This window comes from Streptomyces kronopolitis (assembly GCF_014646275.1).
GTDB lineage: Bacteria > Actinomycetota > Actinomycetes > Streptomycetales > Streptomycetaceae > Streptomyces > Streptomyces kronopolitis.
This window is the reverse complement of sequence record NZ_BMND01000012.1, coordinates 142,254-167,980: the sequence shown is the minus strand read 5'-3', so window position 1 is coordinate 167,980 and position 25,727 is coordinate 142,254. Positions and strand designations below refer to the sequence as shown.

General features: G+C 71.8%; 17 protein-coding genes and 2 pseudogenes. 10 read left to right on the top strand and 9 right to left on the bottom strand.

Features of this window, described 5'->3' with window-relative positions; genetic code table 11:
* Positions 1-61 precede the first annotated feature (61 nt).
* The 3 genes from IEY78_RS16010 to IEY78_RS16000 all read left to right on the top strand — a co-directional run bounded on the left by IEY78_RS16010 (position 62) and on the right by IEY78_RS16000 (position 4,751).
* Entirely contained in the window at positions 62-1,894 is a 1,833-nt protein-coding gene (locus IEY78_RS16010) for an AfsR/SARP family transcriptional regulator (protein WP_189098752.1), read from the top strand.
* 156 nt (positions 1,895-2,050) lie between these two features.
* The gene (locus IEY78_RS16005; RefSeq protein ID WP_189098750.1) at positions 2,051-3,319 is read left to right on the top strand and encodes an ATP-grasp domain-containing protein; all 1,269 of its coding nucleotides are present in this window, start codon (positions 2,051-2,053) and stop codon (positions 3,317-3,319) included.
* A gap of 595 nt (positions 3,320-3,914) precedes the next feature.
* The gene (locus IEY78_RS16000) at positions 3,915-4,751 is read left to right on the top strand and encodes a 2OG-Fe(II)-dependent halogenase WelO5 family protein (protein ID WP_189098748.1); all 837 of its coding nucleotides are present in this window, start codon (positions 3,915-3,917) and stop codon (positions 4,749-4,751) included.
* Between the two features lie 243 nt (positions 4,752-4,994).
* Here the strand turns inward: IEY78_RS16000 and IEY78_RS15995 are convergent, their stop codons facing one another.
* Entirely contained in the window at positions 4,995-6,143 is a 1,149-nt protein-coding gene (locus IEY78_RS15995) for a GNAT family protein (RefSeq protein ID WP_189098746.1), read from the bottom strand.
* A gap of 310 nt (positions 6,144-6,453) precedes the next feature.
* Here IEY78_RS15995 and IEY78_RS15990 point away from each other — a divergent pair, with 310 nt between their 5' ends.
* Positions 6,454-7,857, top strand: a complete 1,404-nt coding sequence (locus IEY78_RS15990; protein ID WP_189098744.1) for a hypothetical protein — start codon at positions 6,454-6,456, stop codon at positions 7,855-7,857.
* A gap of 14 nt (positions 7,858-7,871) precedes the next feature.
* The gene (locus IEY78_RS15985; RefSeq protein ID WP_229699982.1) at positions 7,872-9,239 is read left to right on the top strand and encodes an MFS transporter; all 1,368 of its coding nucleotides are present in this window, start codon (positions 7,872-7,874) and stop codon (positions 9,237-9,239) included.
* 263 nt (positions 9,240-9,502) lie between these two features.
* Here the strand turns inward: IEY78_RS15985 and IEY78_RS15980 are convergent, their stop codons facing one another.
* The 5 genes and pseudogenes from IEY78_RS15980 to IEY78_RS34450 all read right to left on the bottom strand — a co-directional run.
* Entirely contained in the window at positions 9,503-14,437 is a 4,935-nt protein-coding gene (locus IEY78_RS15980; RefSeq protein WP_189098742.1) for a non-ribosomal peptide synthetase, read from the bottom strand.
* Positions 14,438-14,450: 13 nt separating this feature from the next.
* On the bottom strand, positions 14,451-15,395 hold the full coding sequence (locus IEY78_RS15975) for a thioesterase domain-containing protein (RefSeq protein WP_189098739.1): 945 nt from the start codon (positions 15,393-15,395) through the stop codon (positions 14,451-14,453).
* A gap of 3 nt (positions 15,396-15,398) precedes the next feature.
* Complete coding sequence (gene sbnB / locus IEY78_RS15970) at positions 15,399-16,394, bottom strand: 2,3-diaminopropionate biosynthesis protein SbnB (protein ID WP_189098833.1); 996 nt, start codon at positions 16,392-16,394, stop codon at positions 15,399-15,401.
* Between the two features lie 33 nt (positions 16,395-16,427).
* A complete protein-coding gene (gene sbnA, locus IEY78_RS15965; protein WP_189098732.1) occupies positions 16,428-17,444 on the bottom strand; it encodes a 2,3-diaminopropionate biosynthesis protein SbnA in 1,017 nt (338 codons plus the stop codon).
* 135 nt (positions 17,445-17,579) lie between these two features.
* Positions 17,580-17,702: pseudogene (locus IEY78_RS34450) on the bottom strand (DUF2071 domain-containing protein); the annotation flags it as partial.
* 184 nt (positions 17,703-17,886) lie between these two features.
* Between IEY78_RS34450 and IEY78_RS15960 the strand changes: the two are divergent.
* The 4 genes and pseudogenes from IEY78_RS15960 to IEY78_RS34440 all read left to right on the top strand — a co-directional run bounded on the left by IEY78_RS15960 (position 17,887) and on the right by IEY78_RS34440 (position 22,084).
* On the top strand, positions 17,887-18,474 hold the full coding sequence (locus IEY78_RS15960) for a hypothetical protein (RefSeq protein ID WP_189098730.1): 588 nt from the start codon (positions 17,887-17,889) through the stop codon (positions 18,472-18,474).
* A gap of 307 nt (positions 18,475-18,781) precedes the next feature.
* Positions 18,782-19,642: pseudogene (locus IEY78_RS35160) on the top strand (YncE family protein); the annotation flags it as partial.
* Between the two features lie 214 nt (positions 19,643-19,856).
* On the top strand, positions 19,857-20,813 hold the full coding sequence (locus tag IEY78_RS34445) for an IPT/TIG domain-containing protein (RefSeq protein WP_229699980.1): 957 nt from the start codon (positions 19,857-19,859) through the stop codon (positions 20,811-20,813).
* Positions 20,807-22,084 carry an IPT/TIG domain-containing protein gene (locus tag IEY78_RS34440; RefSeq protein ID WP_229699979.1) on the top strand — a complete coding sequence of 426 codons (1,278 nt, stop codon included), beginning with the start codon at positions 20,807-20,809 and terminating at the stop codon, positions 22,082-22,084. Before IEY78_RS34445 ends, IEY78_RS34440 begins: the two co-directional genes overlap by 7 nt.
* Positions 22,085-22,310: 226 nt before the next feature.
* Here IEY78_RS34440 and IEY78_RS15950 read toward each other — a convergent pair whose 3' ends face one another.
* Both IEY78_RS15950 and IEY78_RS15945 read right to left on the bottom strand, forming a co-directional pair.
* On the bottom strand, positions 22,311-23,111 hold the full coding sequence (locus IEY78_RS15950; RefSeq protein WP_189098726.1) for an inositol monophosphatase family protein: 801 nt from the start codon (positions 23,109-23,111) through the stop codon (positions 22,311-22,313).
* Between the two features lie 138 nt (positions 23,112-23,249).
* Positions 23,250-23,543, bottom strand: a complete 294-nt coding sequence (locus IEY78_RS15945) for a hypothetical protein (RefSeq protein WP_373294166.1) — start codon at positions 23,541-23,543, stop codon at positions 23,250-23,252.
* A 53-nt stretch (positions 23,544-23,596) separates the two neighbouring features.
* Between IEY78_RS15945 and IEY78_RS15940 the strand changes: the two genes are divergently transcribed.
* The gene (locus IEY78_RS15940) at positions 23,597-24,208 is read left to right on the top strand and encodes a hypothetical protein (RefSeq protein ID WP_229699978.1); all 612 of its coding nucleotides are present in this window, start codon (positions 23,597-23,599) and stop codon (positions 24,206-24,208) included.
* 432 nt (positions 24,209-24,640) lie between these two features.
* On the opposite strand, the gene IEY78_RS15935 is transcribed toward IEY78_RS15940, so the two are convergent.
* Entirely contained in the window at positions 24,641-25,501 is an 861-nt protein-coding gene (locus IEY78_RS15935; RefSeq protein ID WP_189098724.1) for an RNA polymerase sigma factor SigF, read from the bottom strand.
* Positions 25,502-25,727 lie beyond the last annotated feature (226 nt).

Below are 25,727 nucleotides of genomic sequence, written 5' to 3'. Positions count from 1 at the left end.
GGCGGTGGCTTCGCCGGCCGGTGCGACGAGGACCGAACGAACATGAGACAGGGCGAATTTCATGAGAATCAACCTTCTCGGGCCGCTCCAGGCCTACGGGGACGATGACCGCGTCGACCTGGCGCCGGCCGCCCAGAAAGTACGTCAGACCCTGGCAATGCTCGTGCTGAACGCGGGCCGGGTGGTGCCCTTCGAGCAACTCATGGACGAGCTGTGGAACGACTCCCCGCCGGCCAGCGCGCACACCGCGTTGCAGACGTATGTGTACCAGCTCAGGAAGCGCTTCTCGCTCGGCAATCCGAGGAGCGGCGGCGCGGTGCGGGCGGCCGGGCCGCTGCTGGGCACGGTCGACGGCGGCTACCAGCTGTCGCTGCCCGCCGACCACGTGGACGTCTTCCGGTGCGAGCCGCTGCTCGACCGGGCCCGGGCCGAGTTCCGTGACGAGGACTTCGCCCGCGCCCGCGACACGGCCGCCGCGGCACTGCGGCTGTGGCGGGACGACGCCCTGGTCGACGTACGCAAGGGACCCGCCCTGCGGGCCGAGGCGCTGCGCCTGAAGGAGTTGCGCACCAGCGCACACCACCTGCGGATCGAATCCGACCTGCACCTCGGCCGGCACCACGAGGTACTCGCCGAACTCACCTCGATGGCCGGGCGGGAGCCGACGGACGAGCGGACCCAGGGCAATCTGATGACGGCCCTCTACCGCATGGACCGGCGGGCGGAGGCGCTCCAGGTCTACCGGCGGGCCCGCGAGCGGATCGCCGCCGAGCTCGGTCTCGACCCCTCGCCCCAGCTCCAGTCCCTGCACACGGCCGTACTCACCTCGAACGAGGCGCTGCTGCGTCCCGCCGGGCGGCTCACGGCCGTGACCGCCGCCACCCGGGCGCCCTGCCACCTGCCCGCCCCGCGCGAGCGGCTGGCCGGACGCGCCGGCCAGCTGGCGCGCCTGACCGCCGCGCTGGCCGGCCCGGCGCGCGAGGACCGGCCGCTCGTGATCGTCGGCGGCGCCCCCGGCACCGGGAAGAGCGAGCTGTGCCTGCACGCCGCGCATCAGGTGAGCGGCCACTACCCCGACGGACGGCTCTACGCGCGGCTGCGGGACGGCGCCGGCCGGCGGGTGCGGTCCGCCGAGATCCTCCGCTCGTTCCTGCGCGGGCTCGGCGCGACGGAGGAGCAGCTGCGCCTGGGCACGAACGACCTGAGCCTGCTGTTCCGTACCTGGACGGCCGAGCTGCGCGTCCTGGTGGTGCTCGACGACGTGTGCGACGTACGGGACGTGACGCCGCTGCTGCCGTCCGGCACCGGCTGCGGCGTGGTGATCGGCAGCCGACGGCGGCTGTTCGTCTCCTCGTCCGCGGTCCACGTCGAACTGGCCGGACTGCCCTTCGATGACTGTCTGCACCTGCTGGCGTCCTCCGTGCCGAGCCACTGGAGCACCATGGACCCGGAGGGGCTGCGACGGCTGGCCCGGTTGTGCCGGGGGCTGCCGGGCGTGCTCTTCGCGGTCGCCGCGCAGCTGCGCCGCCGCCCGCACTGGACGGCCCGGCAGGCCACCGCCTGGGTCCTCGCGTCCGGGGGCGCCGACGGCGACGCGCTGGGCGTGCGGGCCGGGTTCGACCGGACGTTCGCGGCGCTGCCCGCCGAGATGCGGCCCCTGGCGCACGCGCTGCTGTCTCCCGGGGTCCCCGACCGGCTCACCCCGGCGCTGGTCGCGACGACCCTCGGGATCAGCGGCCAGCGGGCCGAGGACCTCCTGGAGGAGCTGGCGGAGAGCTACCTGCTGCGCGCGCAGCACCCGTGCGTGGACGGCCGGTTCTCCTACGCATGGGAGCTGGGGACCCGCCCGTTCGCGGTGCGGCCGAGCAGCGCGCCCGTCATGTGCTCCGCCTGACGGTCGAGGCGCCAGGACCATCATGCCCGCCGTGCCGCGCGTCGCCGGCGCGTCGCGCGGGCCGCCGCCCCGCCGGATCGGGGCCCAACGCCCAGCTCAGCGGCGAGGCGTTCCGCAGTGCAGACCCCCTACGCAGCCGAAATCTTGGAGAACCGCATGTCACCACGCCCGAAGCTCGTCCTCGTCGGCCAACTGTCCACGTTCCCCTGGGTGTTCGAGGCCGCCGAGCGGGCCGGCATCGACGTGATCCTCGTCCCCCGGGGGGACGACACGGAGGAGTCCGCCCGGCGGGCCGCCGCGGTGGTCGAAGTGCTGCCGCTGGACATCGAGGGCAACGCGGAGGCCGCGCTGGCCGCGCTCGCCGACCGCTACCGGCAGGAGCCCTTCGACGGGATCATGGCGGGCAACGAGCAGGCCGTGCCGTTCGTGGCGCGCGCCGCCGGGGAGCTGGGCCTGCCCGGCCTGACCGAGGAGGCGGCGACCGCGGTGCGCGACAAGCGCAGCATGCGCCGGCACCTGCGGGAGGCCGGGCTGGGGGCGCCCGGCTTCGTGGTCGTCGAGGAACTGGACGACTGGACCGAGGCGCTGAGCCTGCGGTTCCCCGTCGTGGTCAAGCCGGCGAACGGCCACTCCAGCTTCGGCGTGATCCGGGTGGACGACAAGGACGCCCTCGAACAGGCCGTGGCCCACACCTGGAAGCTCGTCGAGGCCCATGTGGGCGCCGACGACGGCCTGGCCCCGGAAGCCGGCGTGCTGGTCGAGGAGTACCTCGACGGTCCGGAGATCTCCGCCGAATCCCTCGTGTACCACGGGCAGGTACGGGTCTGCGCGGTCAGCTGGAAGGGCGAGCTGACGGGGCCCTACTTCCAGGAGACCACGCTGCGGGCGCCCGCCCAGCTGCCCGCCGAGATACTCGCCGCGGTCGAGGCGGAGGTGATCGGCGCCCACCACGCCTTCGGTGTCACGGAAGGCACCACGCACACCGAGCTGCGGCTGGTCGGCGGGGTGCGCCCGGTGCTGCTGGAGATGGGCGCGCGCATCGGCGGCGGGGGCTACATGGCCCACCTCGCCCACGTCGGCAGCGGGATCGACATGGCCGTCGACGCGCTGCGCATCCACCTCGGCCGGGAACCGCTGTGCTGGGGTCAGGAGCCGGTGCCGGCCGGTCACGCGGCGGCCTTTCAGGTGCCGGTCGGAAGCGGCGGACGGATCAAGCAGATACACGGCCTGGACTCGGTGCGCGCCGACCCGCGGGTGGACTACCTGGTGCAGACCACGGGCCCCGGCGCGGTGTTGCGCCCCTACCCGGACTTCTCCGGATACCCGGTGATCGTCCTCTCCCGCCACGGGTCGGACGCCGAGGCCGAGGCGTACCGCGAGCACCTGGCCCGGACGCTGTACGTCGAGTACGAGGAGCAGGACTGAGCACACGCCACGGCGCACCGCACCGTGGCGACCCGGCCCTGCTCGTGGGCCTGAAGGCTGTTCGACCGTCCACGGCCGTGGACGGTCGAACAGCCCTTTTCTTTTGCCCGACAATCCTGTGCGTCGCACTTGAGCCGCGATTGAGCCGCCCCGGCCGCATGCGTGCCAGACTCGGCGCATGCTCCACAGGCACGCTGATACGTCCCTCGAAAGGGCAGAGCACCTCCGCGAGAGACTCGCGAGAAACCCGCTGATTCCCCTGGCGGAAGCGCAGTGCGACCTCGTGGCCGCGCTCGCATTCTGATATCCCGCCGCAGGTGGCACAGACCGCTCGGCACCATGGATCGTCGGAACCCGGCCCCATGGATTCCGGAAAAGGAATTCGGTCGAGGGAGTTCCGCCGGGCCGGCCAGTATGCCTCTCCGGACGGCCGTGACGCGCAGAAGTGCGTCACCACCGGCGAGTTGCGCGTTCGGGAGCCCGGCCTGTTTTGCGCCGCACTCCGCGTCCGGGGCCCGGGGGAAAGAGCCGCCGGCCTTCTCCCCGCCCCGGGCCCCGTGAGAGCAGTGGTGTACAAGTGAAAGAGAGAGAAGAGATGCAGCAGAGCACGACGCGGTTGAGCGGACAGCAGGCCGATCCGGAGTTCTTCCGCTTCGAGGAGCGTAGCGAACTGGACTACGAGCTCGTTCTGGACGTCCTGCACGGCCGCAGGCTGGGAGTGATCTTCCGGGACGTCATACCTCCGGCGGCGCGCAAGAGCCTGACCGAGCGCTTCTGGGCCAGCCCGGCCCGGCAGCACCGCGAGGGCGAGCCCTCGCACTACGTCGGCGCCTACCACTGGAACAAGGACGTCGACACCTACCTCGACGAGTCCGCCGCGGTCGCCGAGCACGTCCAGGAAGTGATCGACGCCCCGGACTCGCCCTGGCACGTGTTCCGTGACGGCGTGGACGAGGCCCTGCGGCGGGAGGGCGCGGCCCTGCGGGTGGCGCGGATGAACGGCCGTTCGGCGTGCGCCGCGCTGATCCGCGCGTGGGACAAGGCGGGCGACTTCTCCCTCGACCCGCACGAGGACGAGGCGCAGTGCAAGGACCCGCGTCAGCACGACTTCGAGATCCAGCGGGTCCTGGACCACCAGATCTGCGCGGTGAACATGTGCACCGAGCACACGGCCGGGGGACGGCTGGTGATCTGGAACCTCCGCCCCGACGACGCGACCCGGCGCTCGCTCGGCATCGAGCTGACGGGACTGCCCTATCAGGCCGAAGACCTGGCGGACTTCGACGAACTGCGCCTGGACATCCGGGAGGGCGACGTCTACGCCTTCAACGGTGCCTTCGTCCACGCGGTGGACGCCAACGCCGGCAACCGCACGACGGTGTCCTTCATCATGGGATTCACCGATCCCCAAACGGTCGTGAGTTGGACCTGAGGCCGGCCGGGCCGGCGGTGTGAGCGGCCGCCGCAGACCTCCAGGGCCCGCCTCTCCGCGAGCGTGTGCCGGCTTCGTACGAGGCCGGGGAAGCTCGACGGGGGAGGCGGGCCCTGGCGATGCCCACGGTGCGGTGCCCGAGGACCGAGGGGACGCACCCGCCCCGGCCACCGGGTGGACGGCGGTGGGGCCGGCCGGACACCGGCCGGCCCCGCGGACCCCGTCCCGCGACGGCGGCCGGCCTCAGCAGTACGGTCCCCAGAGCTCGCCGTCCAGGGCGGCGGACACCACGGGCGAGGAGTCGCGCAGGCCGGCGAGCAGGGCGCGGTTGTGCGCGCGGATCTCCTCGTCGTACCCGGTCAGCGGGCTGTCCTCGGACAGGTCCAGCAGCCACAGCGGCCGGAGCGACGCGCCGCGCAGCGCCTTTCCCTCCGCGGTCCCGGCGCCCGCGTGCAGCCGGCGCACCCCCGGGAGCCGCGCCGCCATGTAGTAGGTGACGTTGAAGTACTCGGCGGCTGAGACGAGCCGGTCGTGATCAAGGCCGTGCGCCCGCAGGTACACGGTGTCACCGACCCGGTAGTACAGGCAGAAGCCGACGGGCGGTTCGCCGGGGCGCGCACACAGCACCACTTGGGCCCGCGGGCCGGCGAGCTCACCCTGGATGCGGAACGACTCGGCCATCGGGGCCACCTCGACCGTCCTGCCGTAGCGGAGGAGCGAACGCGCCAGCAGCCGGGCGACGTCCTGCCAGGACTCGGTGAGCGTCCGGTGCTCCAGCTCGTATCCGGCCTTCTCGAACCTCCGCACCTCGCTGCGGACACTGCGGGCCCGACGCCCCGACAGCGATTCCAGCCAGGCGGGGTAGCCCCCGGGCGGGACCTCGATCCAGGCGTCGGTCGTCAGCGCGACCGGCGCGGTCCGCACCCCCGCCGCGCGCAGCGCCCCCACGTCCTGGGTGGTCAGGTACATCGCCACGCGGGAGATGCTGGTCTCCTCGTGCAGGGGGGAGCGCAGCGCGCGGACCGCGTCGAGCACCTCGGCGGCGGCCTCGGTGCGATCCGTTCCCGCACCGGTCAGCAGGTGCGCCAGGTAGCCGCGGCGCTGGCCGACGAGCAGGCCGCCCGGCTCGGGCGCCGGCAGGCCGCGCGCGGTCAGCAGCTCGTGCCACCGCAGGTCGGGGGTGGGCTCGTCGGTCACCGCCGCCACCGGGATCGCGGCCCGGCCGCCGCCCGGGGTGGCCACGTGCAGTCCGCCGGAGACCGCCCCGGGCTCGAGGGCGCACACCCGCAGCCACAGCGCCGACGAGTAGAACCTGTCGCCGGCGAGCCGGTCCCACTCGGCGTCCCCGAGCCCGCCGAGCGCGTCGGCGAAAGTATCCGTGGTGACCGTCATGGCGCCTCCCCTTGTCTCCGCCCGACCGTGCCCGCGAGTTCGCCGCGCGGTCGGACGCTGAGTGTGCCGAACAACTTGTGCCGGTGATGACCGACCGAAGAACAGAAGACCCCATGGCTGTGGAGCCATTTCTTTTCCGGGTGTTCGGACACTCTAGTGTCCACGAGGATGTCCGGTGTCCACAGCGGGAGTTGACGGAGAATTGCGGCGCAGAATTGAGCCGCAATTGAGTCGCGGCGGAGAGCGGGGTGAAAGCGTGGTGGCGGCGGGCCGAGGGGCCCGGTCAGCACCGAGCGGGAGCGGAGACTGCATGTCGGCGGAGTGGGTAACGGCCCAGTACAACGAGGAGTTCCGCACGCCGGGCAGCGGCTTGCCCAGGGTCGCCCAGTACGTCAAGGACTATCCGACGCTCGCACCGTGGCGTGGCGAGTATGTGGCCCGGCCCATCTTCTTCGCGGAGCGTGAGATGCGCGAGTTCGCCGACGATCTGCGGCATCTCCTCGAAATGATCTTCTCCTTGCCGGACCGGATGTTCGGCGGCGACCTGGAGGCATTCCGGTCGGTGCTCGGCATCGACGACGGCCAATGGGAAGTGATACGGCAGTTCGGTGACCTGACGCCACCCTGTTTCGGCCGGGCCGACATGTACCACGACGGCACGTCGTTCAAGCTCCTCGAAACCAATCTGGGGAGCGAGTCCGGCGGCTGGGGCCTGGTGAGTGAGATCTCCGAGGCGATGATGGAGGTCGACGCCTTCGCCGACTTCGCGCGCCGGAACCGGCTCGGCTACGTGCATCCCATTCGCGCCGTGGTGGAGGCGGTGCGCCGCTTCGGTGCCCGGGTGGCGCCGGGCCGCGAGCCGGTGGTGGCCCTGCTCGAATGGCGCGGCGGTATGAAGGACTACGGCGACCTCTGGCGCAACTTCCGGTCCGCGCTGCGCTCGGCGGGCTTCGACATCCTGCTGGCCGAGGTCTCCGACGTGCGCGAACGCGGCGGGGCGCTCTACCTCGGGGACGCGAAGATCGACGTGGTCTGCCGCGCCTTCGTCCCGGACCAGATCGCCGGGGAGCCCGACGGCTGGGACCTGGTCGCGCCCCTGCTGCGTGCGCACCAGGCGGGCGGGACGCTGCTGTGGACCCCGTTCTCCAGCAACATGTTCGCCAACAAGGCCTGCATGGCGCTGCTTTCGGACCCGGCGCGACGGCGCTGCCTCGGCGAGGACGAGCGCCGTCTCATCGACCGGGTGCTGCCCTGGACCCGGCTGATCAGCGCGGATGTGCTCCGGACCGACACCGGTCTGGTCGACGAATGCCTGGAGCGGCGCGAGCAGTTGATCCTGAAGGCCAACGCGCGCGGCGGCGGATCCGGCATCGTGGTGGGCTGGGAGACGGACGACGCGACGTGGCGGCGGGCTCTGGAGAACGCCGCCGCCGAAGGGTGCGTCGTACAGCAGCGCGTGCGGCCGCGGTCGGAGCTCGTGGTGGACCCGCTGTCCGGGGAGACCGAGGAATGGCATGCGTCCTACGGCATGTTCTACACCCCGCAGGGTGGTGCGGGAGCCTTGGCCAGGATGGTGCCGGCAGGTTCGGGCAGCGTCATCTCCCTCATGGCGCATGCCAGTGCGCGCAGCGCGGCCGTCTTCCACCAGAGCGAGCTGCCTGTCTGGGGCGAAGTGCCCGTCCTGAGCGCATCGCCCGCCGAGTCGGCGAAGTAGAGAGACAGAGAGACATGATGATGCCGCGGAACTCCTCCGAGCTTTCGGCATGGCGGCGGATTCAGACGGCCTGGGGCCTGCCGGACCTCGCGGGAAACGGCCGGTTCGTCACGGCCAACCTGATCGACAGCCTGGGCAACGGGCTGGTGATGGCGTTCACCGTCGTCTTCTTCGTGAAGACGACGGCGCTGTCACTGGTCGCCGTCGGCACCGCGCTGACCGTCGGCCAGCTGCTCGTCCTGCCCGTACCGCTCTTCGTCGGGCGCCTGTTGGACAGCTGCGGTCCGCGCACGGTGGTCGCCGCGGGCAACTGGATTTCGGCGGCCGGATTCGTCGGCTTCCTGTTCTCGCACGCGGTCTGGCAGATCGTGCTGTGGCAGTTCGTGGTGCAACTGGGTGCCACCGCCTTCTGGATGGGCAACAGCCCGCTCACCGTGCTGGTGGCCCGGGGCGCCGAGCGGGCCCGCTGGTTCGGCTTCGTCCGTGCCCTGCGCAACGTCGGCGTCGGCTTCGGCGGCGCCGCGTCCGCGGTGGCGCTGAGCATCGGCACCGTCGCCGGGCTGCGGGCGGTCATGGCGACCAACGTGGTCACCTTCGCCGTCGCGGGCTGGCTCGTGATCACCCTGCGGGGCGCGGACCCCCACGAGCCGGCCGGCGCCGTCCCCGCGGAGCCGGAGCCCGCCGGGCTTCAGCAGGCGCCGGGCCACACCACCGCACCGGCCCCGGTCGGCTATCGCGCCGTGCTCAAGGACACCCGGTATCTGCGGCTGGTCGCCACGAATCTCTCCTTCGTCTTCGCCTCCACCGTGATCGCGGTGCTGCTCGCCGTCTACGCGGTGGACACCCTCCACGTCGGCGCCTGGATCGTCGGCGTGATCGTGGTGCTGAACGCGGTCATGGTCGCGCTGCTCCAGACGCTCGCCAGCCGGTGGATCGAGGCCCGCCGTCCGGTGACGGTGCTGGTGCTGGCCCTGCTGCTGAACGCGGCGGCGTTCACCGTCTTCGGCGTGCTGCTCGTGCTGCCCGGCTGGGCCGTGATCGCCGGCTTGCTGGTCGCGGTGGTGCTCTACACCGTGGCCGAGATGCTCAGCTCGCCGCCGACCAGTGAACTGAGCGTGGTGATGGCCCCGGAGCATCTGCGGGGCCGCTATCTGGGCGTCTACCAGCTGTCCTGGTCGGTCGGCGGTGCCGTCGCCCCGGCGCTGCTCACCGCGCTGCTGGAGGGCGGGGCGGCGCTGCCGTGGGTGTTCCTCGCCGCGATCAGCGTGCTGGCCGTACCGCTGGCGCTCGGGCTCGACCGGCGGCCCCCGGCCACGGGCGAGGCCGCGCCGGCCGGGGACGTCGCCCCCGCGGGGCAGCTCGACGGCGGCTCCGCCGGCTGAGCCCGCCCGCGCCGGTCGCATGCGCACCGCGCCCGACGCCGCCCGCCGTTCGCCGCCCGTCCGCACACCGGGCGGCGAACGGCGTTTCCCGTGTCCGCGGTCCGTCGGCCCGCGGCCCCTACGACCCGCGGCCCTGCCCCGCGACCTTGCGCTGTTCCCCGCCCGCCGTCCCGGCCTCACCGGCGCCGCCGCCGGTGAGGCCGTACGCGCCGGACGCCGGACCGGCCACGGCCGGCACGACGCTCTCGCGCCGGTGCCGCGGCTCATGGCCGGGTGTCCGCCTCCAGCGCCTCGGCGAGGCCCGCGAGGGTGGGATGGGTGAAGACCAGGACCGGCGGGACCCGGCGTCCGAGCCGCTCGCCGAGCCGGCCCGCGACCGCGGTGATGGTCAACGAGGTGCCGCCGACGCCGAAGAAGTCGTCCCCCGGGCCGAAGTCCTCCTCGACGCCCAGGCACTCCCGCCACACTTCGGCGACGAGGAGCTGCTCCTTGGTGAGGGCCCGGCGGGCGGCGGGGCCGGGGTCGGGCGCCGGGCGCGGGTCGGGCAGGGCATCCCGGTCGACCTTGCCGTTCGGGGTGAGGGGGATGTCGTCGATCACGGTGTAGCTCTGCGGCAGCATGTACGGCGGCAGTTGCTCCGCCAGGTGGGCGCGCAGTGCCGCCGGGTCCGGAGCCGCCCTGCCGGGGTGCTCGGGGATCAGGTAGGCCGCCAGCTGGTCCACGCCGGTGCGGGTGCGGCGCACGGCCACCACGCAGTCGGCCAGGGCGGGGTGGCTCTGGAGCGCGGACTCGATCTCGCCGAGCTCGATGCGGAAGCCGCGCACCTTGACCTGGTGGTCGTTGCGGCCGAGGAAGACCAGATTCCCGTCGGGCAGCAGCCGGACCACGTCGCCCGTGGCGTACATGCGGGCGCCGGGGCGCGCGGCGTACGGGTCGGGCAGGTACGCCCCGGCCGTGCGGGCCGGCTTGCCGAGATAGCCGCGGCCGACCGCGCTGCCGCCGACGTACAGCTCACCGCGACAGCCCGGGGCGACCGGGCGCAGCTGCGGGTCCAGCACGTAGAGGTGCGCGTTGTCGGTCGCCCGGCCGAACGGGACGCTCGGGCGGTGGCTGTGCCGGTCGAGCAGTTCCTCGGTGATCGGGCAGAACGCGGAGGTGACGGTCGCCTCGGTGGGCCCGTACTCGTTGAAGACCTGGCAGCCCGGCGCGGTGGCGGCCAGGACGCGGCGGGCCACTTCGTGGGGCACGGCCTCGGCGCCGGTGAACACCAGGCGTACGGAGGCGAGTCGCGGAGCGGGGTCCGCCCCGGACTCCAGCAGGATCCGCATCTGCGAGGGCGTCGCGTTGAGCGTGGTGATGCCGCGCTCGGCGACCTCGCGCAGGAACTCCTCGGGGTCGTAGGCGGCGGTGGGGCCCGCCAGGTGGAGTTCGGCGCCGGACACCAGGCACTGGAAGATCTCCCAGACCGAGTTGTCGAACGCCACCGAGTGGTTGAGCAGGGCCCGGTCCCGCCCGGTGAGCCGGCACAGCCGCTGGTTCCACTCCAGGAACCCGGTGATGTTGGCGTGGGTGATCGCGACGCCCTTGGGGTTGCCGGTCGAGCCGGACGTGTAGATCACGTAGGCGAGGTGGTGCGGCTGTGCCTCCTCGGCGGGCCCGGGGTCCGCCCCGGGCTCCTGGTCCACCGGCACCAGCCGCACGCCGTCACCGAACAGGGCCGAGGTGGGGTGTCCCGGGTCCGCGACGACCAGGCGCACACCCGAATCGGCCAGCAGATACCGCAGCCGGTCCGACGGATAGCCGGGATCGAGCGGGACGTACGCGCCGCCCGCCTTCAGTACGCCCAGCAGGGCGACCACCAGCTCCACCGAGCGCTCCAGGCAGACGCCGACCAGGCTCTCGGGGCGCACGCCCCCGGCCCGCAGCTCCCGGGCCAGGGCCGAGGCCCGCGCGTCGGTCTCGGCGAACGACAGCGACCGGCCGTCGCCCACGACACAGGTGGCGTCCGGGGTGGTCCGCACCTGGCGGTCCCACAGGCGGACCAGCGTGGTCGGCTCGGGCAGCGGCTCGGCCGGGCCGCCGAGGGAGAGGGCGCGCAGCTCCTCGGCCGGGACGAGCTCCAGCTCCGACAGCTGCGCCGTCGCGCCCGACACCATCTGCTCGACCACCCGCACGAAGTGCCGGCCGAGGCCCCGGACGAAGTCCGCGTCGAACAGGTCGGTGGCGTACTCGACGGAGACGCTGAGGTCACCGGCTCCGGCGGCGTGGTCCGTCACGTCGAGGGCGAGGTCGAAGCGGGCGGTGCCGAGCCGCCCCTCCAGCTCCTTGCGGTCGTACAGCTCGGTGAGGTGACCGGGCGCCGGCTCCTCGTGCAGGGCGAACAGCACCTGGAAGAGCGGATTGCGGCTCAGGTCCCGCTCCGGGCTCAGCTCCGCCACCAGCTTCTCGAAGGGCAGCTCCTGGTGCGCGTACGCCTGCCGCGCGACCTCGCGGACCCGGCCCAGCAGCTCACGCCAGGTCGGATCGCCGGACAGGTCGGTGCGCAGCACGACGGTGTTCACGAAGTAGCCGACGACCTCGTCGAGTTCCGGACGCGGTCGCCCGCCCGTCAGGGTGCCGACGGCGACATCGCTCTCGTCGGCGTACCGGCCGAGCAGCACCTGCAACGGAGCCAGCAGGCCCATGAACAGGGTGACGCCCTCCGCCCGGCACAGCGCGCGCAGCCGGTGCGCCAGATCGGCCGGGACGCGCAGCAGTTCGCGGCGCCCACGGTGGCTCGCGACGGCCGGCCGGGGCCGGCTCGTCGGCAGCTCCAGGGCGGGGACGCCGGACAGCCGGGTGCGCCAGTGATCGAGCAGCCGCTCCAGCGCGGCGCCGGTCAGCCGGTCGCGCTGCCAGGCCGCGTAGTCGGCATACGTCACGGGCAGCGGGGCCGGGGCGGGGCGGCGGCCGGCGGCGAGAGACGCGTAGAGCTCGCCGAGCTCCCGCACCATCAGATCGACCGACGCACCGTCACACGCGATGTGATGGATCGTCAGCAGCAGGAGGTCGCGGCTCGGGGTGCTCAGCACGTCCGCGCGCAGCAGCGGTGGGCGGTCGAGGGCGAAGGGGGCGCGGATCCGCTCGGTCATCAGCGCGTCCAGGTCCTCCTCGGCGACCTCGGTGCGGCGCAGCGGCACCGGTCCCGGCTCGCGAAGCTCGGGACGGCACCGGCCGGCGACGTCGACGAGGGCCGTGCGCAGCGCCGGGTGCCGTCGCACCAGCGCGGACAGGCAGTCCCGCAGCAGCGTCAGGTCGACGCGCCCGCCGGGCACACCCAGGACGACCGGCAGGTGGTAGGCGGGCACGGAGTCGTTGAGCTGCTCGAAGAGCCAGATCCGCTCCTGGCCGAAGGAGAGTTCGGCGGTCGCGGCCGCGGGGATCGGCGCGTCGTCCGCCGGCGCCGCACCGTCCAGGGCCGCGGCGAGCGCGGCGGGCGTCGGATGGGCGAAGACCGCCTGGGCGTCGACCGGCACGCCGAGTTCCGCACGCAGCCGGGCCACGGCCCGTACCGCGGTGAGCGACTGGCCGCCCAGGCCGAAGAAGTCGTCGAACGGTGCTACGTCGTCGAGCCCGAGCACCTCGGCCCACACGCGGCACACCGCCGCGGTGCGCGGCGGCAGCGGGGCGTCGTCGGGCACCGGCTCGGCCGCCCGGACCGGGTGGTAGGGGATCCGCAGCGCGGCGCCGCGGTCGGCCTTGCCCGCGGGGGTGCGGGGCAGGGCGTCGAGCACGGCGTAGCCCTGGGGCACCATATGGGCGGGCAGCCGCCGCGCGAGGTGGTCACGGACCTGGCGGGGCAGATCCTCGGAGGCGCTCCGCGCGTCGTACGCGGGTACGAGGCAGGCCACCAGCTGGTCGCCGCCGGGGGCCTCGCGGTCGACGACCACCACCGCGTCCGCGACGAGGGGGTGGCTGCGCACACATGCCTCGATCTCCCCCAGCTCGATGCGGAAGCCGCGCACCTTGACCTGGTGGTCGTCGCGTCCCAGCACCTCCAGCGTGCCGTCGGCGGACCACCGGGCGAGGTCGCCGGTCCGGTACAGGCGCCCGGAGGCGCCCCCGAACGGGTCGGGCACGAACCGGTCGGCGGTCAGCGCGGGCCGGCCGAGGTAGCCGCGCGCCACGCCCGCGCCGCCGATCCACAGCTCACCGGTGACTCCGGGGCCGGCCTCCCGCCCCTCCTCGTCGACGACGTGGAGCCGGGTGTTGGACAGGGCCGTACCGACGGTGACCCGGTCGGCCACGGCGTCGATGCGGGCGGCGGTGGCCCACACCGTCGCCTCGGTCGGCCCGTAGAGGTTCCACAGGGTGCCGCCGGTGGCGAGCAGGTCGCGGGCCAGCTGCGGATCGAGCGGCTCACCGCCCGACAGCAGCACCCGGCCGTGCCCGTCCGTCCAGCCGGACGCCAGCAGCATCCGCCAGGTGGTGGGGGTGGCCTGGACGACGCTCACCCGCGCCTCGGTCAGGGTGGCGGCCAGCAGCTCGGGGTCGGTGTTGGCGGCGGCCGGGGCCATCACCACCGTCGCGCCCCGGGTCAGCGGCAGGAACAGCTCCAGTACCGAGATGTCGAACGACAGCGGGGTCAGCGCGAGGACCCGGTCGTCCGCCCCGAGGCCGGGACGTTCGGCCACACTCCGCAGGAACGAGGCGACCGCCGCGTGGTCCACGGCCACGCCCTTGGGCAGGCCGGTCGAACCGGAGGTGTAGATGACGTAGGCCAGGTGGTGCGGGTCCACCACCGAAGCCACCGGCGCGGCGGGCTCCGCGGGGAGGTCGTCGACCAGCAGGACGTCGGCCGCGCCGGACTCCAGGGCCCGCGCGCGGTGCTCCGCGTCGCACAGCCACAGCCCGGCCCCCGAGTCGGTGGTCATGTGCCGCAGCCGGTCGGCCGGGTAGCTCGGGTCGAGGGGCAGGTACGCGGCGCCCGACTTCAGGATGCCGAGCAGGGCCACCACCATCTCGACCGAGCGGCCGAGACACACGCCGACCAGGTCCTCCGGTCCGATACCGCGTGCCCGCAGCGCGGCGGCGAGCGCCGTGGCCCGGCGGTCCACGTCGGCGTAGTCGGCGCGGTGTGCGCCCGCGACGACGGCGACCGCGTCGGGTGTCGCGGCCGCCTGCTGCTCCCACAGTGCGACGAGGGTGGTCGGCGCCATGAACGGTCCTTTCTCAGCCCCGTGCGGGGAAGGTGCGCGTGATCATCTCTGCCAGCTCCCGTTCCGCGCCGCGCACGTACAGGTGCGGGGCGTCCGAGAACAGGTGCAGGGCGAAGGCGGCCGTGGTGTGTCCGCGCCACTCGGCGAGCTCCGACCCGTCGACGCTGTCGTCGTCCGAGCCGGCCAGGACGGTCAGGGGACAGGGCAGGGGTGCCTCGGCCCGGTGCGTGTACGTCTCGCACAGCGTCAGGTCCGCGCGCAGCAACGGCAGCAGCATCGTCTGCAACTGGGCGTCCAGGCCGTCGAATTCGGCCGTGGCGAGCAGCTCGTCGTCCGGCAGCGCGTGCCGGGGGGCGCGGTCCGGCAGGCCGGGGGCGCGCATGCCCGACAGGAACAGGTGCTCGGGCAGTCGACTGCCGAGGGCCCGGAGCCGCCGGGCGGTCTCGAAGGCGATCAGGGAGCCCATGCTGTGCCCGAAGAAGGCGTACGGCAGGTCGGTGCGGTCCGCGAGAAGCGGCGCGAGCGCGGCCACGGCCTCGTCCAGGGACGTCAGGGCCGGTTCGGTGAACCGGGTCTCCCGGCCGGGCAACTGGACCGTACAGACCTCGACGGTGTCCGGCAGGTGCGCCGCCAGTTGGTAGGCGGACGCGCCGGCCCCGGCGTGCGGGAAGACGAACAGCCGCCGCCGCGCGGTGCGCGCGCGGCTGCCGAGCCCGCGCAGCCAGGCCGCCGCGAGGCCGTCGGCCGCCCTCGTCGACGCGCGCACGGAGCGCGGGGTCAGGTCGGTCCACACCTCCTCGATGTGGTCCAGGCACTCCTGGCGGGTGCCCTGCGCGCCGGTGGCGGTCCAGCCGGCGGGCAGGGCACGATCGGCGAACCAGACCGAGTACTGCTCCTCGTCGTTCACCACGACGACGTACCGGTCCCCGGTGGGGCGCAGGGCGGGCGAGGCGCTCATGCGTCAGACCCCCACGCCGGTGAAGAAGTCGTTCTCGCGGCGGCCGCGGCCCGCGGCGACGACCCGGTCGTGCACCCACTTGCCGACGGCGAGGTCGAGCACGCCGAGCCCGAACGGCGAGAAGACCGCCGGGCGCGCGAGGTCCCGCTGCAGCCGCCCGCGCAGCAGGTCGCCGAGGGTGCCGTCGACGAAGTCCCGGTTCCCGGTGCGCTGTTCGGTCAGGTGCAGCGAGGTGCGCTCGCGTACGGCGTGGTCGACATCGTCCGTGAAGTTCTGGGCGGCGAGGATCATCTCGGGGGCGAGGTCGCGCAGGGACAGGTGCAGGACCACCGGGTTGTGCGCCAGCAGCCGGGGGTCGTGCAAATGCGGTTCGCCGGCCACGGTGGCCAGCAGCACCAGGTCGCAGTCGGTGAACGCGTCCTCCACCGTGCCGGCGACCTCGATCTCGGCGTCGGTGTGCTCGGCCATGACCGCGCCGAAGCGGCCCGCCGCCGCCGGATCGAGGTCGAAGAGCCGGAAGCCGTCGATCTCCCAGTCGAGATCACGCAGGAACCGCCATACGTGCTGGGCGATCAGACCCGTGCCCACGATGCCGACCCGGCGGGCCCGGCGCGCGCCGAGCAGCGTCTGCGCGCCGAGCACCGCGGACGCCGCGGTCCGCGTCGCCGAGACGATCGAGGACTCCATGCAGGCGAACGGATACCCGGTGGCGCAGTCGTTGAGGATCAGCGTCGCCGAGGCGCGGGGGATTCCGTGCCGCGTGTTGTCCGGAAAACTGGCGATCCACTTGTTGCCGGCGACCTCGAACTCCCCTCCCAGATAGGCGGGCAGGGAGATGATGCGCGACCGGCTCTGATGCGGGAAGCGCAGGAACGAGCTGTGCGGGTTCGCGCTCTGACCGGCGTCGTGCGTGAGGTAGGCGGCACGGACGACCTCGACGAGCTCCGGACGGTGGCGGTCCGTCTCGGCGGCGATCTCGCCCGCGCCGATCACGGTCATGGGCGGTGGAGCCAGGGGGGACACGGTTCTCCTTCAGTTGGCGGCCAGGGCTTCGACGCCGGCGGGCGATGCCGCCTCCGCGCGCAGCTGCTGGACCCAGGTGGGGTCGTAGACGGTCCGGGCGTAGGCATGGCCGCGGTCGGCGGCGAGGAAGGCGACCCGGGGGCGGTGTGCGCCGGGGCGGTGACGGGCGAAGTAGTCCTGGACGGCGGCGTAGGAGCTGCCGGTCGAACCGCCCGCGTACACGCCGTACTTGGCAAAGAGGGCGCCGCAGGCCTCGACCGCGCGCACCTCGGAGACGATCTCGACCTGGTCGATCAGCGCCTGACCGCACAGCGGCGGCACGATGCTGGAGCCGATGCCGGGGATCCGCCGCTTCTTCGGCGGGCCTCCGAAGATCACCGAGCCTTCGGTGTCGACGGCGACGACCACGCAGCCCGGGTACGTCTCCTTGATCCGGTGGGAGAGCCCGGCGATCGTGCCGCCGGTGCCTACGCCGACGAAGAGATAGTCCAGCGGGCCGGCCTGCGCGATGAGTTCGCCCGCGGTGAAGCGGTAATGCGCGTCGCGGGCATCCGGATTGGCGTACTGATTGGGCCAATAGGCCGAGTCGAGTTCGACCAGCAATTCCTGCACCCGGGACAGCCGGGTCTTGAGGTAACTGCCCGCCGAATCACGGACGGACACCTTCTCCACCCGCGCGCACAGCTGCCGGAGTTGCGCCTCGGTCGCCTCGTTGCAGTTCGGATCGATGACCGGGACGAACGAGATGCCGAGCAGGCGGCAGTAGAAAGCCAGGGCCAGCGCAAAATTGCCGGACGACGACTCGACCACCGTGGTGTCCTGCGTTATCTCCCCGCGACCGATCGCCTGTTCCAGAATCCACAATGCCGAACGGTCCTTGGTACTTCCGGCGGGATTGCAGAATTCCAGCTTGACGACGAGGTCGCACCGCTCGTCCGCCAGGGGAATCAGCGGTGTTTCCGTGAGGCCCCTGCGTATTTGCCTTGCCCGTTCGATCACGAATTGATCAGCACGCCTGTGGAGCATGGGCCGAGTGTGGCACGGGCCCTGCCGGGGCGGCTCAACCGCGACTCAAGTGCACTGCGAGGAAAGCCTGTCGGAGGAGGAAAAGGGGCCGTGGCACGTTTCGGCCGGCATTCGACCACCGTGCCGCGCGGGCCTTCAGGGGGCGGGCAGACCGCCCGGGCGGGCCGGCCGTCCGAAGCGCACCGGCACGCCGGGGGAGTACCGCACGCTCCCCGGCGGACCGGCCGGCGACGGCAGCCCGGCGGCGGTCACCAACTCGTTTGCCCGGTCGCCAGTGAGGCCTCCTGCACCGCACCACCGGTGAAACAGCCGTGCGCCCGGAGCGCCAGGAACTGCCGAGCGGGACTTCGGTGGTGATGATGTCGCCGAAGGAGTGGCCGCATAGGGACTGCCCGACAGGCCGGTGATCAGTGGCTGGTGGGGCTCGGTAAATTGGCATCCCATGGAACTTTGGGGAGCACGTCTCTATGGAAACCCCTGCCGGGATTGCGGCTTCGACTGGTCGTTGACTCCGCGCGAAGCCCTTGGGCAGGTCGAGGACCTGCCTGCGCGGTACGGGGCCTTGGTGAAGGGGCGCCGGGGCGATGAACGGCATCCGGACCTGGCGTGGAATGTCGCGGCTTACGTCAGCCACGTCACGGACAACCTGCGCAACTGGGCCGAGCGGCTGGCCGGGGCGAGGCTGGCCGGCACACGCCAAGTCCCCGGCTATGACCAAGACCTTCTGGCGCAGGCCCGCTTCTACAACGACGTTTCTCTGGCTGGTGCTTTGTGGTCGCTGAGGTGGGCGGCCGACGCCTGGGTGACCTCGGTGTCCGCCGCGCTGGAGGAGGGTGTGGCCCTTGAGCACGCGGATCGTGGGGTGCAGCGGGCCGAGGACGTGGCGCGCAACAATGCCCACGATGCCGCCCACCATGCCTGGGACATCGAGCGGATCTTGGCTCACGCTGCTCGGACGAGGGGCATGCACGGTTCTGAGGTGGTGCGGCGCAGTAACGCGCCGCACCTACCCGACCCCTCCGGCGACTAAGGAAACGCCAGATGTCAGGGCGTCCGGCGCGGCCCCGTACGGGATCTGCGACGTCTCCGCGAACACCGGGGGCGGGGGGTAGGTGTCGGCGCGGACCACGACACCGCCGCATTCGCGGTCGCCTCCATCCTCCGCTGACGGTAGGTGCGTTGCCCGTGCGACTCCCCGCGCGCCGGCCGGCTGCTGGCCGCGGCCGACGTGGGTGGCTCGAACGGTTGCCGCGCCGGCGTCTGGAGCGCATGTCGTGGCGCTTTGAAGTGAGGGGGTGGTGGATCGCTGTGGTGTGTTCATCTGCTGGACCATTTGGATGAACCGCTGTCAGGTCCATTGCCTGCGTTGGCGCTGCGGTGGGCTACAGGGGGCGAACCGGTGGGCTGCCCATCCCTCCCCAGAGATGGGTGGCCCATGGCGTGCGCTCGCGCGTGCCCGGCGGTGTGCCCTTTTCGGGAAGAGAGAGCCACAAGGCCGTGTTCCGCCCCATGTCGCGGCGCGGAACCACGGGTGGCCCCGCTCGTCTCGTGAAGGGGTTCTCATGAGTGTGAACGATCTGCCGTGGCCGCCGCAGGGGGCCTCGTCCGCCCTCCCGCCAGCAGTCGGTGCGATGCCCCAACTGTCAGGCCAGTCACCCGCTGTGGCCAGCGCCGCCATGGCGGGTGCGATGCCCAGCACGTTGCTCGCGCTGGCGTGCACCACCGTCGCTGCCGGCACCACCCCGTACGCGGTGGGGGTGGCGCCCAACGGCAACGTCTACGTCACCAACTTCGGGTCGGCCAATGTGTCGGTGATCAACAGCGCCACCAACACGGTCATCGCCACCATCCCCGTTGGCAGCCAGCCGTCCTGGGTGGCGGTGGCGCCCAACGGCAACGTCTACATCACCAACGAGAGTTCGAACAATGTGTCGGTGATCAACAGCACCACCAACGCTGTCATCGCCACCATCCCCGTCGGCACCACCCCGATCGATGTGGAGGTGGCGCCCAACGGGAACGTCTACGTCGCCAGCTTCAACTCGTCCAACGTGAGGGTGATCGACAGCACCACCAACACCGTCACCGCCATGGTTCTCGCCGGCGGTAGCCCGTACTCGCTGGACGTGGCGCCCAACGGCAACATCTACGTCGCCAACCGCGGGACGGCCAATGTGTCGGTGATCAACGGTGCCACCAACACCGTCATCGCCACCATCCCGGTCGGCACCCAGCCGACCGGGGCGGCGGTGGCACCCAACGGCAACGTCTACATCACCAACTCCACCTCGGCCAACGTGACGGCGATCAACAGCACTACCAACACCGTCATCACCACCCTCCCCGCCGGCACCAACCCGTACGAGACGGTAGCGGCGCCCACCGGCAAGATCTACGTCCCCGTCAGGCAACGTGACGGTGATCGACAGCGTCACCAACACCGTCGTCGCCACCCTCCCCGCCGGCACCAACCCGCAATATGCAGCGGTGGCACCCAACGGCAACATCTACGTCACCAACTCCAATTCGGGCAACGTCAGTGTCTTCCCGCCCTTCCCCACGCTGACCGGCATCACCCCGGCGTGCGGGCCGACCGCGGGCGGCACGGTGGTGACGATCTCCGGCACCAGCCTGGCCGGCGCCGACGTCACGATCGGCGGCGTCCCCGCTACGGGTGTCTCGGTCAACCCCGGTGGTACGCAGATCACCGCCACCACCCCCGCCGGAGTCGCCGGAGCGGCCACCGTCGCCGTCGCCACCTGTGGTGGCACCGTCAGCCTGCCGGCCGCGTTCACCTACACCGCGGTTCCCACGCTGACCGGGATCAGCCCGGCGTGCGGGCCACTGGCGGGCGGCACGATGGTGACCATCACCGGCACCAACCTGACCGGTGCCATCGTCACCATCGGCGGCAACCCCGCCACGGGTGTCTCGGTCAATCCGGGCGGGACGCAGATCACCGCCACCACCCCGGCCGGTGTTGCCGGGGCAGCCACGGTCACCGTCACGGCCTGTGGTGGCACCGTGAGCCTGCCGGCCGCGTTCACCTACACCGCGGTTCCCACGCTGACCGGGATCAGCCCGGCGTGCGGGCCGACCGCGGGCGGCACGATGGTGACCATCTCCGGGACCAACCTGACCGGCGCCACCGTCACGATCGGAGGCGTCCCCGCCACCAACGTCTTCTACAACCTCGCCGGGACCCAGATCACCGCCACCACCCCCGCCGGAGTCGCCGGAGCGGCCACCGTCGCCGTCACACCTGTGGTGGCTCCGCGAGTCTGCCGGCCGCGTTCACCTACACCGCCGTCCCCACGCTCAGCGGGATCAGCCCGGCGTGCGGGCCGACCGCGGGCGGCACGATGGTGACCATCTCCGGCACCAACCTGGCCGGCGCCGCAGTCACCATCGGCGGCAACCCCACCACGGTCCTCAGCATCAATCCCGGCGGGACCCAGATCACCGCTTTCACCCCACCCGGTGTTGCCGGGGCGGCCACCGTCACCGTCACCACCCCCTGCGGCGGCACCGCCAGCCTGCCCGCCGCTTTCACCTACACCGCGGCCCCCACGCTCACCGGGATCAGCCCCACCTGCGGGCCGACCACCGGCGGCACGGTGGTGAGCATCTCCGGCACCAACCTGGCCGGGGCCACCGTCACCATCGGCGGCAACCCCACCACGTCCGTCTCGGTCAATCCGGGCGGGACCCAGATCACCGCCACCACCCCGGCCGGAGTCGCCGGGGCGGCGACGGTCACCGTCACCACCCCCTGTGGTGGCACCGCCAGCCTGCCCGCCGCCTTCACCTACACCGCCGTCCCCACGCTGACCGGCATCAGCCCGGCGTGCGGGCCGACGACCGGTGGCACGGTCGTGACGATCACCGGCACCAACCTGGCCGGCGCCACCGTCACCATCGGCGGCAACCCCGCTACGGGTGTTGCCGTCAATCCGGGCGGGACCCAGATCACCGCCACCACCCCGGCCGGAGTCGTCGGGGCGGCGACGGTCACCGTCACCACCGCCTGCGGCGGCACCGCGAGCCTGCCCGCCGCCTTCACCTACACCGCCGCGCCCACGCTGACCGGCATCAGTCCCACCCAGGGCCCGACGACCGGCGGCACGGTCGTGACGATCACCGGCACCAACCTGGCCGGCGCCACCGTCACCATCGGCGGCAACCCCGCTACGGGTGTTGCCGTCAATCCGGGCGGGACCCAGATCACTGCCACCACCCCCGCCGGAGCTGCCGGAGCGGCCACGGTCACCGTCACCACCCCCTGCGGCGGAACCGCGAGCCTGCCCGCCGCGTTCACCTACACCAACCCCGTCCATCCCACCCAACTGACCGCCACCCCCGCCCTGATCCAGCTCTTCCCCCTCCAGCTGCACTTCCCGTTCCTGTCCGCCACGCTGATCGACAGCGTCACCGGGCTGCCCGTCCCGGGCCAGACCATCACCTTCAGCACCGGAGGCCATGTCCTGGGCACCGCGGTCACCGACGCCACCGGCACCGCCCGACACCTCGAAGTGCTCAGCCTCGCCCTGATCATCCTCAACGGCGGCTACGACGCCACCTTCGCCGGCACCCGCACCCTCCAACCCTCCACCGCCCACGCCGGCGTCCTCACCTTCTGACCACCCCCTCCCCAACACGCGGCGTCAACGCCACCGGCCGCGCCCTGAAGGAGCACCGTGCCGGAGCCAAGGCAGACGAGAAGCCGGGCCCTTCCGACTCCACCGACCCTGCCTGCGCCGCCCCCGCTGCTCCTTCTGCCCGCAGGGAACGGAAGGAGCAGCACCTGCATGATCTGCCGCATTGCATCTCGGATTCGGGTGTCGGTCCGGTTCGGGGCGACGAGCGCTAGCTTCGGCTGTGCATCATCGACATCAGCAGCCCGTGAGTCTCGTGGTCGGCGGCGACGACGAGCCCACGACCTGTCTCACCTATCGGGGCGCCGTCGATGCCGGTGACGACGCAGCCGGCATCCCGGCACAATGCGATGCCGGCCGCGAAATGCACGCTCCTGGAGAGATCGTGGCCGTCGGTGATATACGCGGCGCGCTTGCCGGCGGCCACCCAGGCCAGCGCCAGTGTCGTGGAAACGAAGCGCGGCCGAAAACGTTCGATGAACTCAGGGTGGGCCAGCAGGTCCACGGCCCGGAATCCCGGCGCACTCGGGAACGGCGGATCCAGGTTGACGTCCACCAATCGGGTAGCGGGCGTGGGCGTCAGCTGTACGTCGTAGGCCCCGTCACGCCGCACCCAGGCGATCTCCCCGTCGGTGAAGAAGACCTCGCCGCTGAACGGGTCGGCCACCGCCGCCGCCCCATCGCGCAGCGCCACGTTGACGGCCACCAGCATGTTGCCGACGGCGTAGTTCAAAGTGCCGCACAGGGGATCCACCAACCACTGGCGCACCGCTTCAGCGGCGCCCTGGTGCCCGCCTTCCTCGCCGAGCACCGCGTCATCGGGCCGTGCGGCACTGATGATGCCGAGGATCGTCTTCTCGGCCGCCACATCGGCGGCGGTGGCAAAGTCCCCGGCACCCTTGTCAATGTGGTTGAGCCGCTGGCCGTACATCCTGCGGACCACGTCCGCGCCGGCCCGCGCTCCGGCTATCGCGACTGCAACATCGCCGGAGCCCGCGTATGAGTCGATCATGCCGCGCAGGCTATCGAGGCGGTGTGCCAGGCGGACTGTGCTTGGAGGAAATGAACCGGGAGGTCGATCTCCCGGCGCGGTCGGCCGCTGTCCTCTGACAAGTGATCTTGACCGATTGCCAGGCGATCTTGACCGTTTCTAGTCACGACCGTTGGTGGTCCGCGTCATGCTCCGGCGCTCGCGTCGGCGTCGGCGTTTCTCGGAGCGACGCACCAGCTCGCTCGCGGCGAGCGTCACGGTCGCCACGCGGCGGACCCAGCGGGGTCCGCCGCGCTCCGCCCACAGCACGCATGCACACCCGCCGACGGCGAGCAGCACGACGCCGAGCAGCAGCAGATTGATCATGGTCTTCCCCCTGCGTTCAGTTGTACGGCCCTGCTGGTGGTCTCGGACCAGGAAGGGCCCCAACGGGATGTCCGACCGAAACGACATCTGACCCACTTTCTCTGAACTACGAGTGGACGCGCGCCAGCACGCTCCTGCATATGGTCGACAATGAGCGCATGGACGTCCCTGAGCTGCTCGAATCAGCCTCCCTACTGGTCCCGGAAGAGACCGCCACCGAGAACGACATCACGGTGCGAGACGTCTGGGACTACCTCGCCCATGACGAGTGGGAGATCGCTCTGGGTCTGCTGGAGGAACTCGGGGACGGTCGCTCGATCCCTCTGGCGTTTTGGGAGAAGCTCGCCGAAGCGGCTGAGCAACTCCGACTGGAGCGGAGCACGGCCTGGTGCCATTGGCGGTGCTCCGAGATCCACAACGGCGTGATCCGAGCAGATCTGAAGCTCCGCCCTGCTGGCGAGGGCCGACGCACGACATCAATCTCCGGCACCGGGGTTCTGCGCCCCATGTGGGACATCGGACACCTCTTGCCCACCGGTGAACGTGCGGTCAGCATCGCCGCGCTCTGGGTTGAGAGCATGCCCATTCTGGAGCCCGGCGGGCAGGCCACGGTTCGCCTCGTGCCCCTCACCCCCTCCCATTGGACGCACGTTCAACCCGGCCAGCAGATCACCATGCACGAGGACCGGACCGTGGCCGGGACCGCAGTCGTTTCGGAGGTTCATCGCCCCTCAGCCGTGCCCAGAGAGTGACATGGCCGGGCACTCGCGGCAGGGCGCCGATAGGTGTCCACCCCGAGCCCCAGGGGCGGCTACTTGCTGGCTTCGCTGGTGCGCGCGGTGAGCTGGGAGAGGCTGGGTGGGCCCAGGAAGATGTTGGTTCAGTCAACACGCCGCCTCTCCCCTGTACGCTGGAGAACCATCGGTCAAGCTCAAGTGGCAGTGGACTGCTGGTCGTCAAAATCTCCCGGCAAACGGCCAAGATCTCGTGTCAGAGGACAGCCAGGCGGGCCAAGGCGTCCGCCGGGTAGCTGTCCGGACTTCGACCGCAGCAACTCATCCGGGCTGCTGCCGGAGCACGATCCGTCGACTGTCGGCCAGCCTGGGGCGACCGCTGGTCGGCGGGTGTCGTGGCTTCGCGTGGGCCAGTCCCACCGGTTGCAGCGCCCCCGGGCCGGGTCATTTTCAGTGGTCGGTGAGCATGCCCTTGCGGAGCTTGGTCAGGGTGCGGGTGAGCAGGCGGGAGACGTGCATCTGGGAGACGCCGAGTTCGGCGCCGATCTGGGACTGGGTCATCTCCTGCCCGAAGCGCAGCTCGACCAGCTGACGCTCGCGGTCGTCGAGCTGGTGCAGCAGCGGGGCAAGGGTGCTCAGGTTCTCGACGGTCTCCATCGCCGGGTCATCCTCGCCCATGACATCGGCAAGCGTGCGGCTCTGTGCCGAGGAGTCGGAGTCGGTGGGCATGTCGAGCGAGCCGGCGTTGTAGCCGTTGGCCGCGACGAGCCCCTCGATGACCTCTTCCTCGGAAAGAGCAAGGTGGGCGGCGAGCTCGCGGACGGTGGGGTCGCGGTCGAGTTCGACGTGCAGCTGCTCCTTGGCCTTGGCCAAGTCGCTGCGCAGCTCCTGGAGGCGGCGGGGCACGTGGACGGCCCAGCCGGTGTCGCGGAAGAACCGCTTGATCTCGCCGAGGATGTACGGGACGGCGAAGGTGGAGAACTCCACCTCGCGCGCGAGGTCGAACCGGTCGATGGCCTTGATCAGGCCGATGGTGCCGACCTGGATGATGTCTTCCATGTCGTCGCCGCGATTGCGGTAGCGGCGGGCGACGTAGCGCACCATCGACATGTTCATCTCGATGAGGGTGTTGCGCGCGTACTGGTACTCGTGCGTGCCCTCGTCCAGGTCCTGAAGCCGGTCGAAGAACCGCTTCGACAGCTCCCGCGCGTCCCGGGGGGCCACCGCGCTCGGGCACTCGACTGCCGGCAGCTCCGTGCCCACCTCGATGGTGCGCTCGTGGGTAGCGGTGTCGTTCACGGCGGTGATCATGGTGCCCTCCCAGACGACCGTAGGGAGCGGACGTCTCGCCGCCGCCTACCCCGGCCCACACAAAGCATGCATGTGATCTGGACGCACGCTGGCGTCTGGGTAGTTCGGACAGCACCCTCAGCCTCCAACTCAGGGACTGCGGCCTGGGATTGCCCGACACGACCACACGACCACACGATCGCGAGAACGCCGCGCGGCCGTCCGTCTGCCGAGCCGGCGCCCCTGT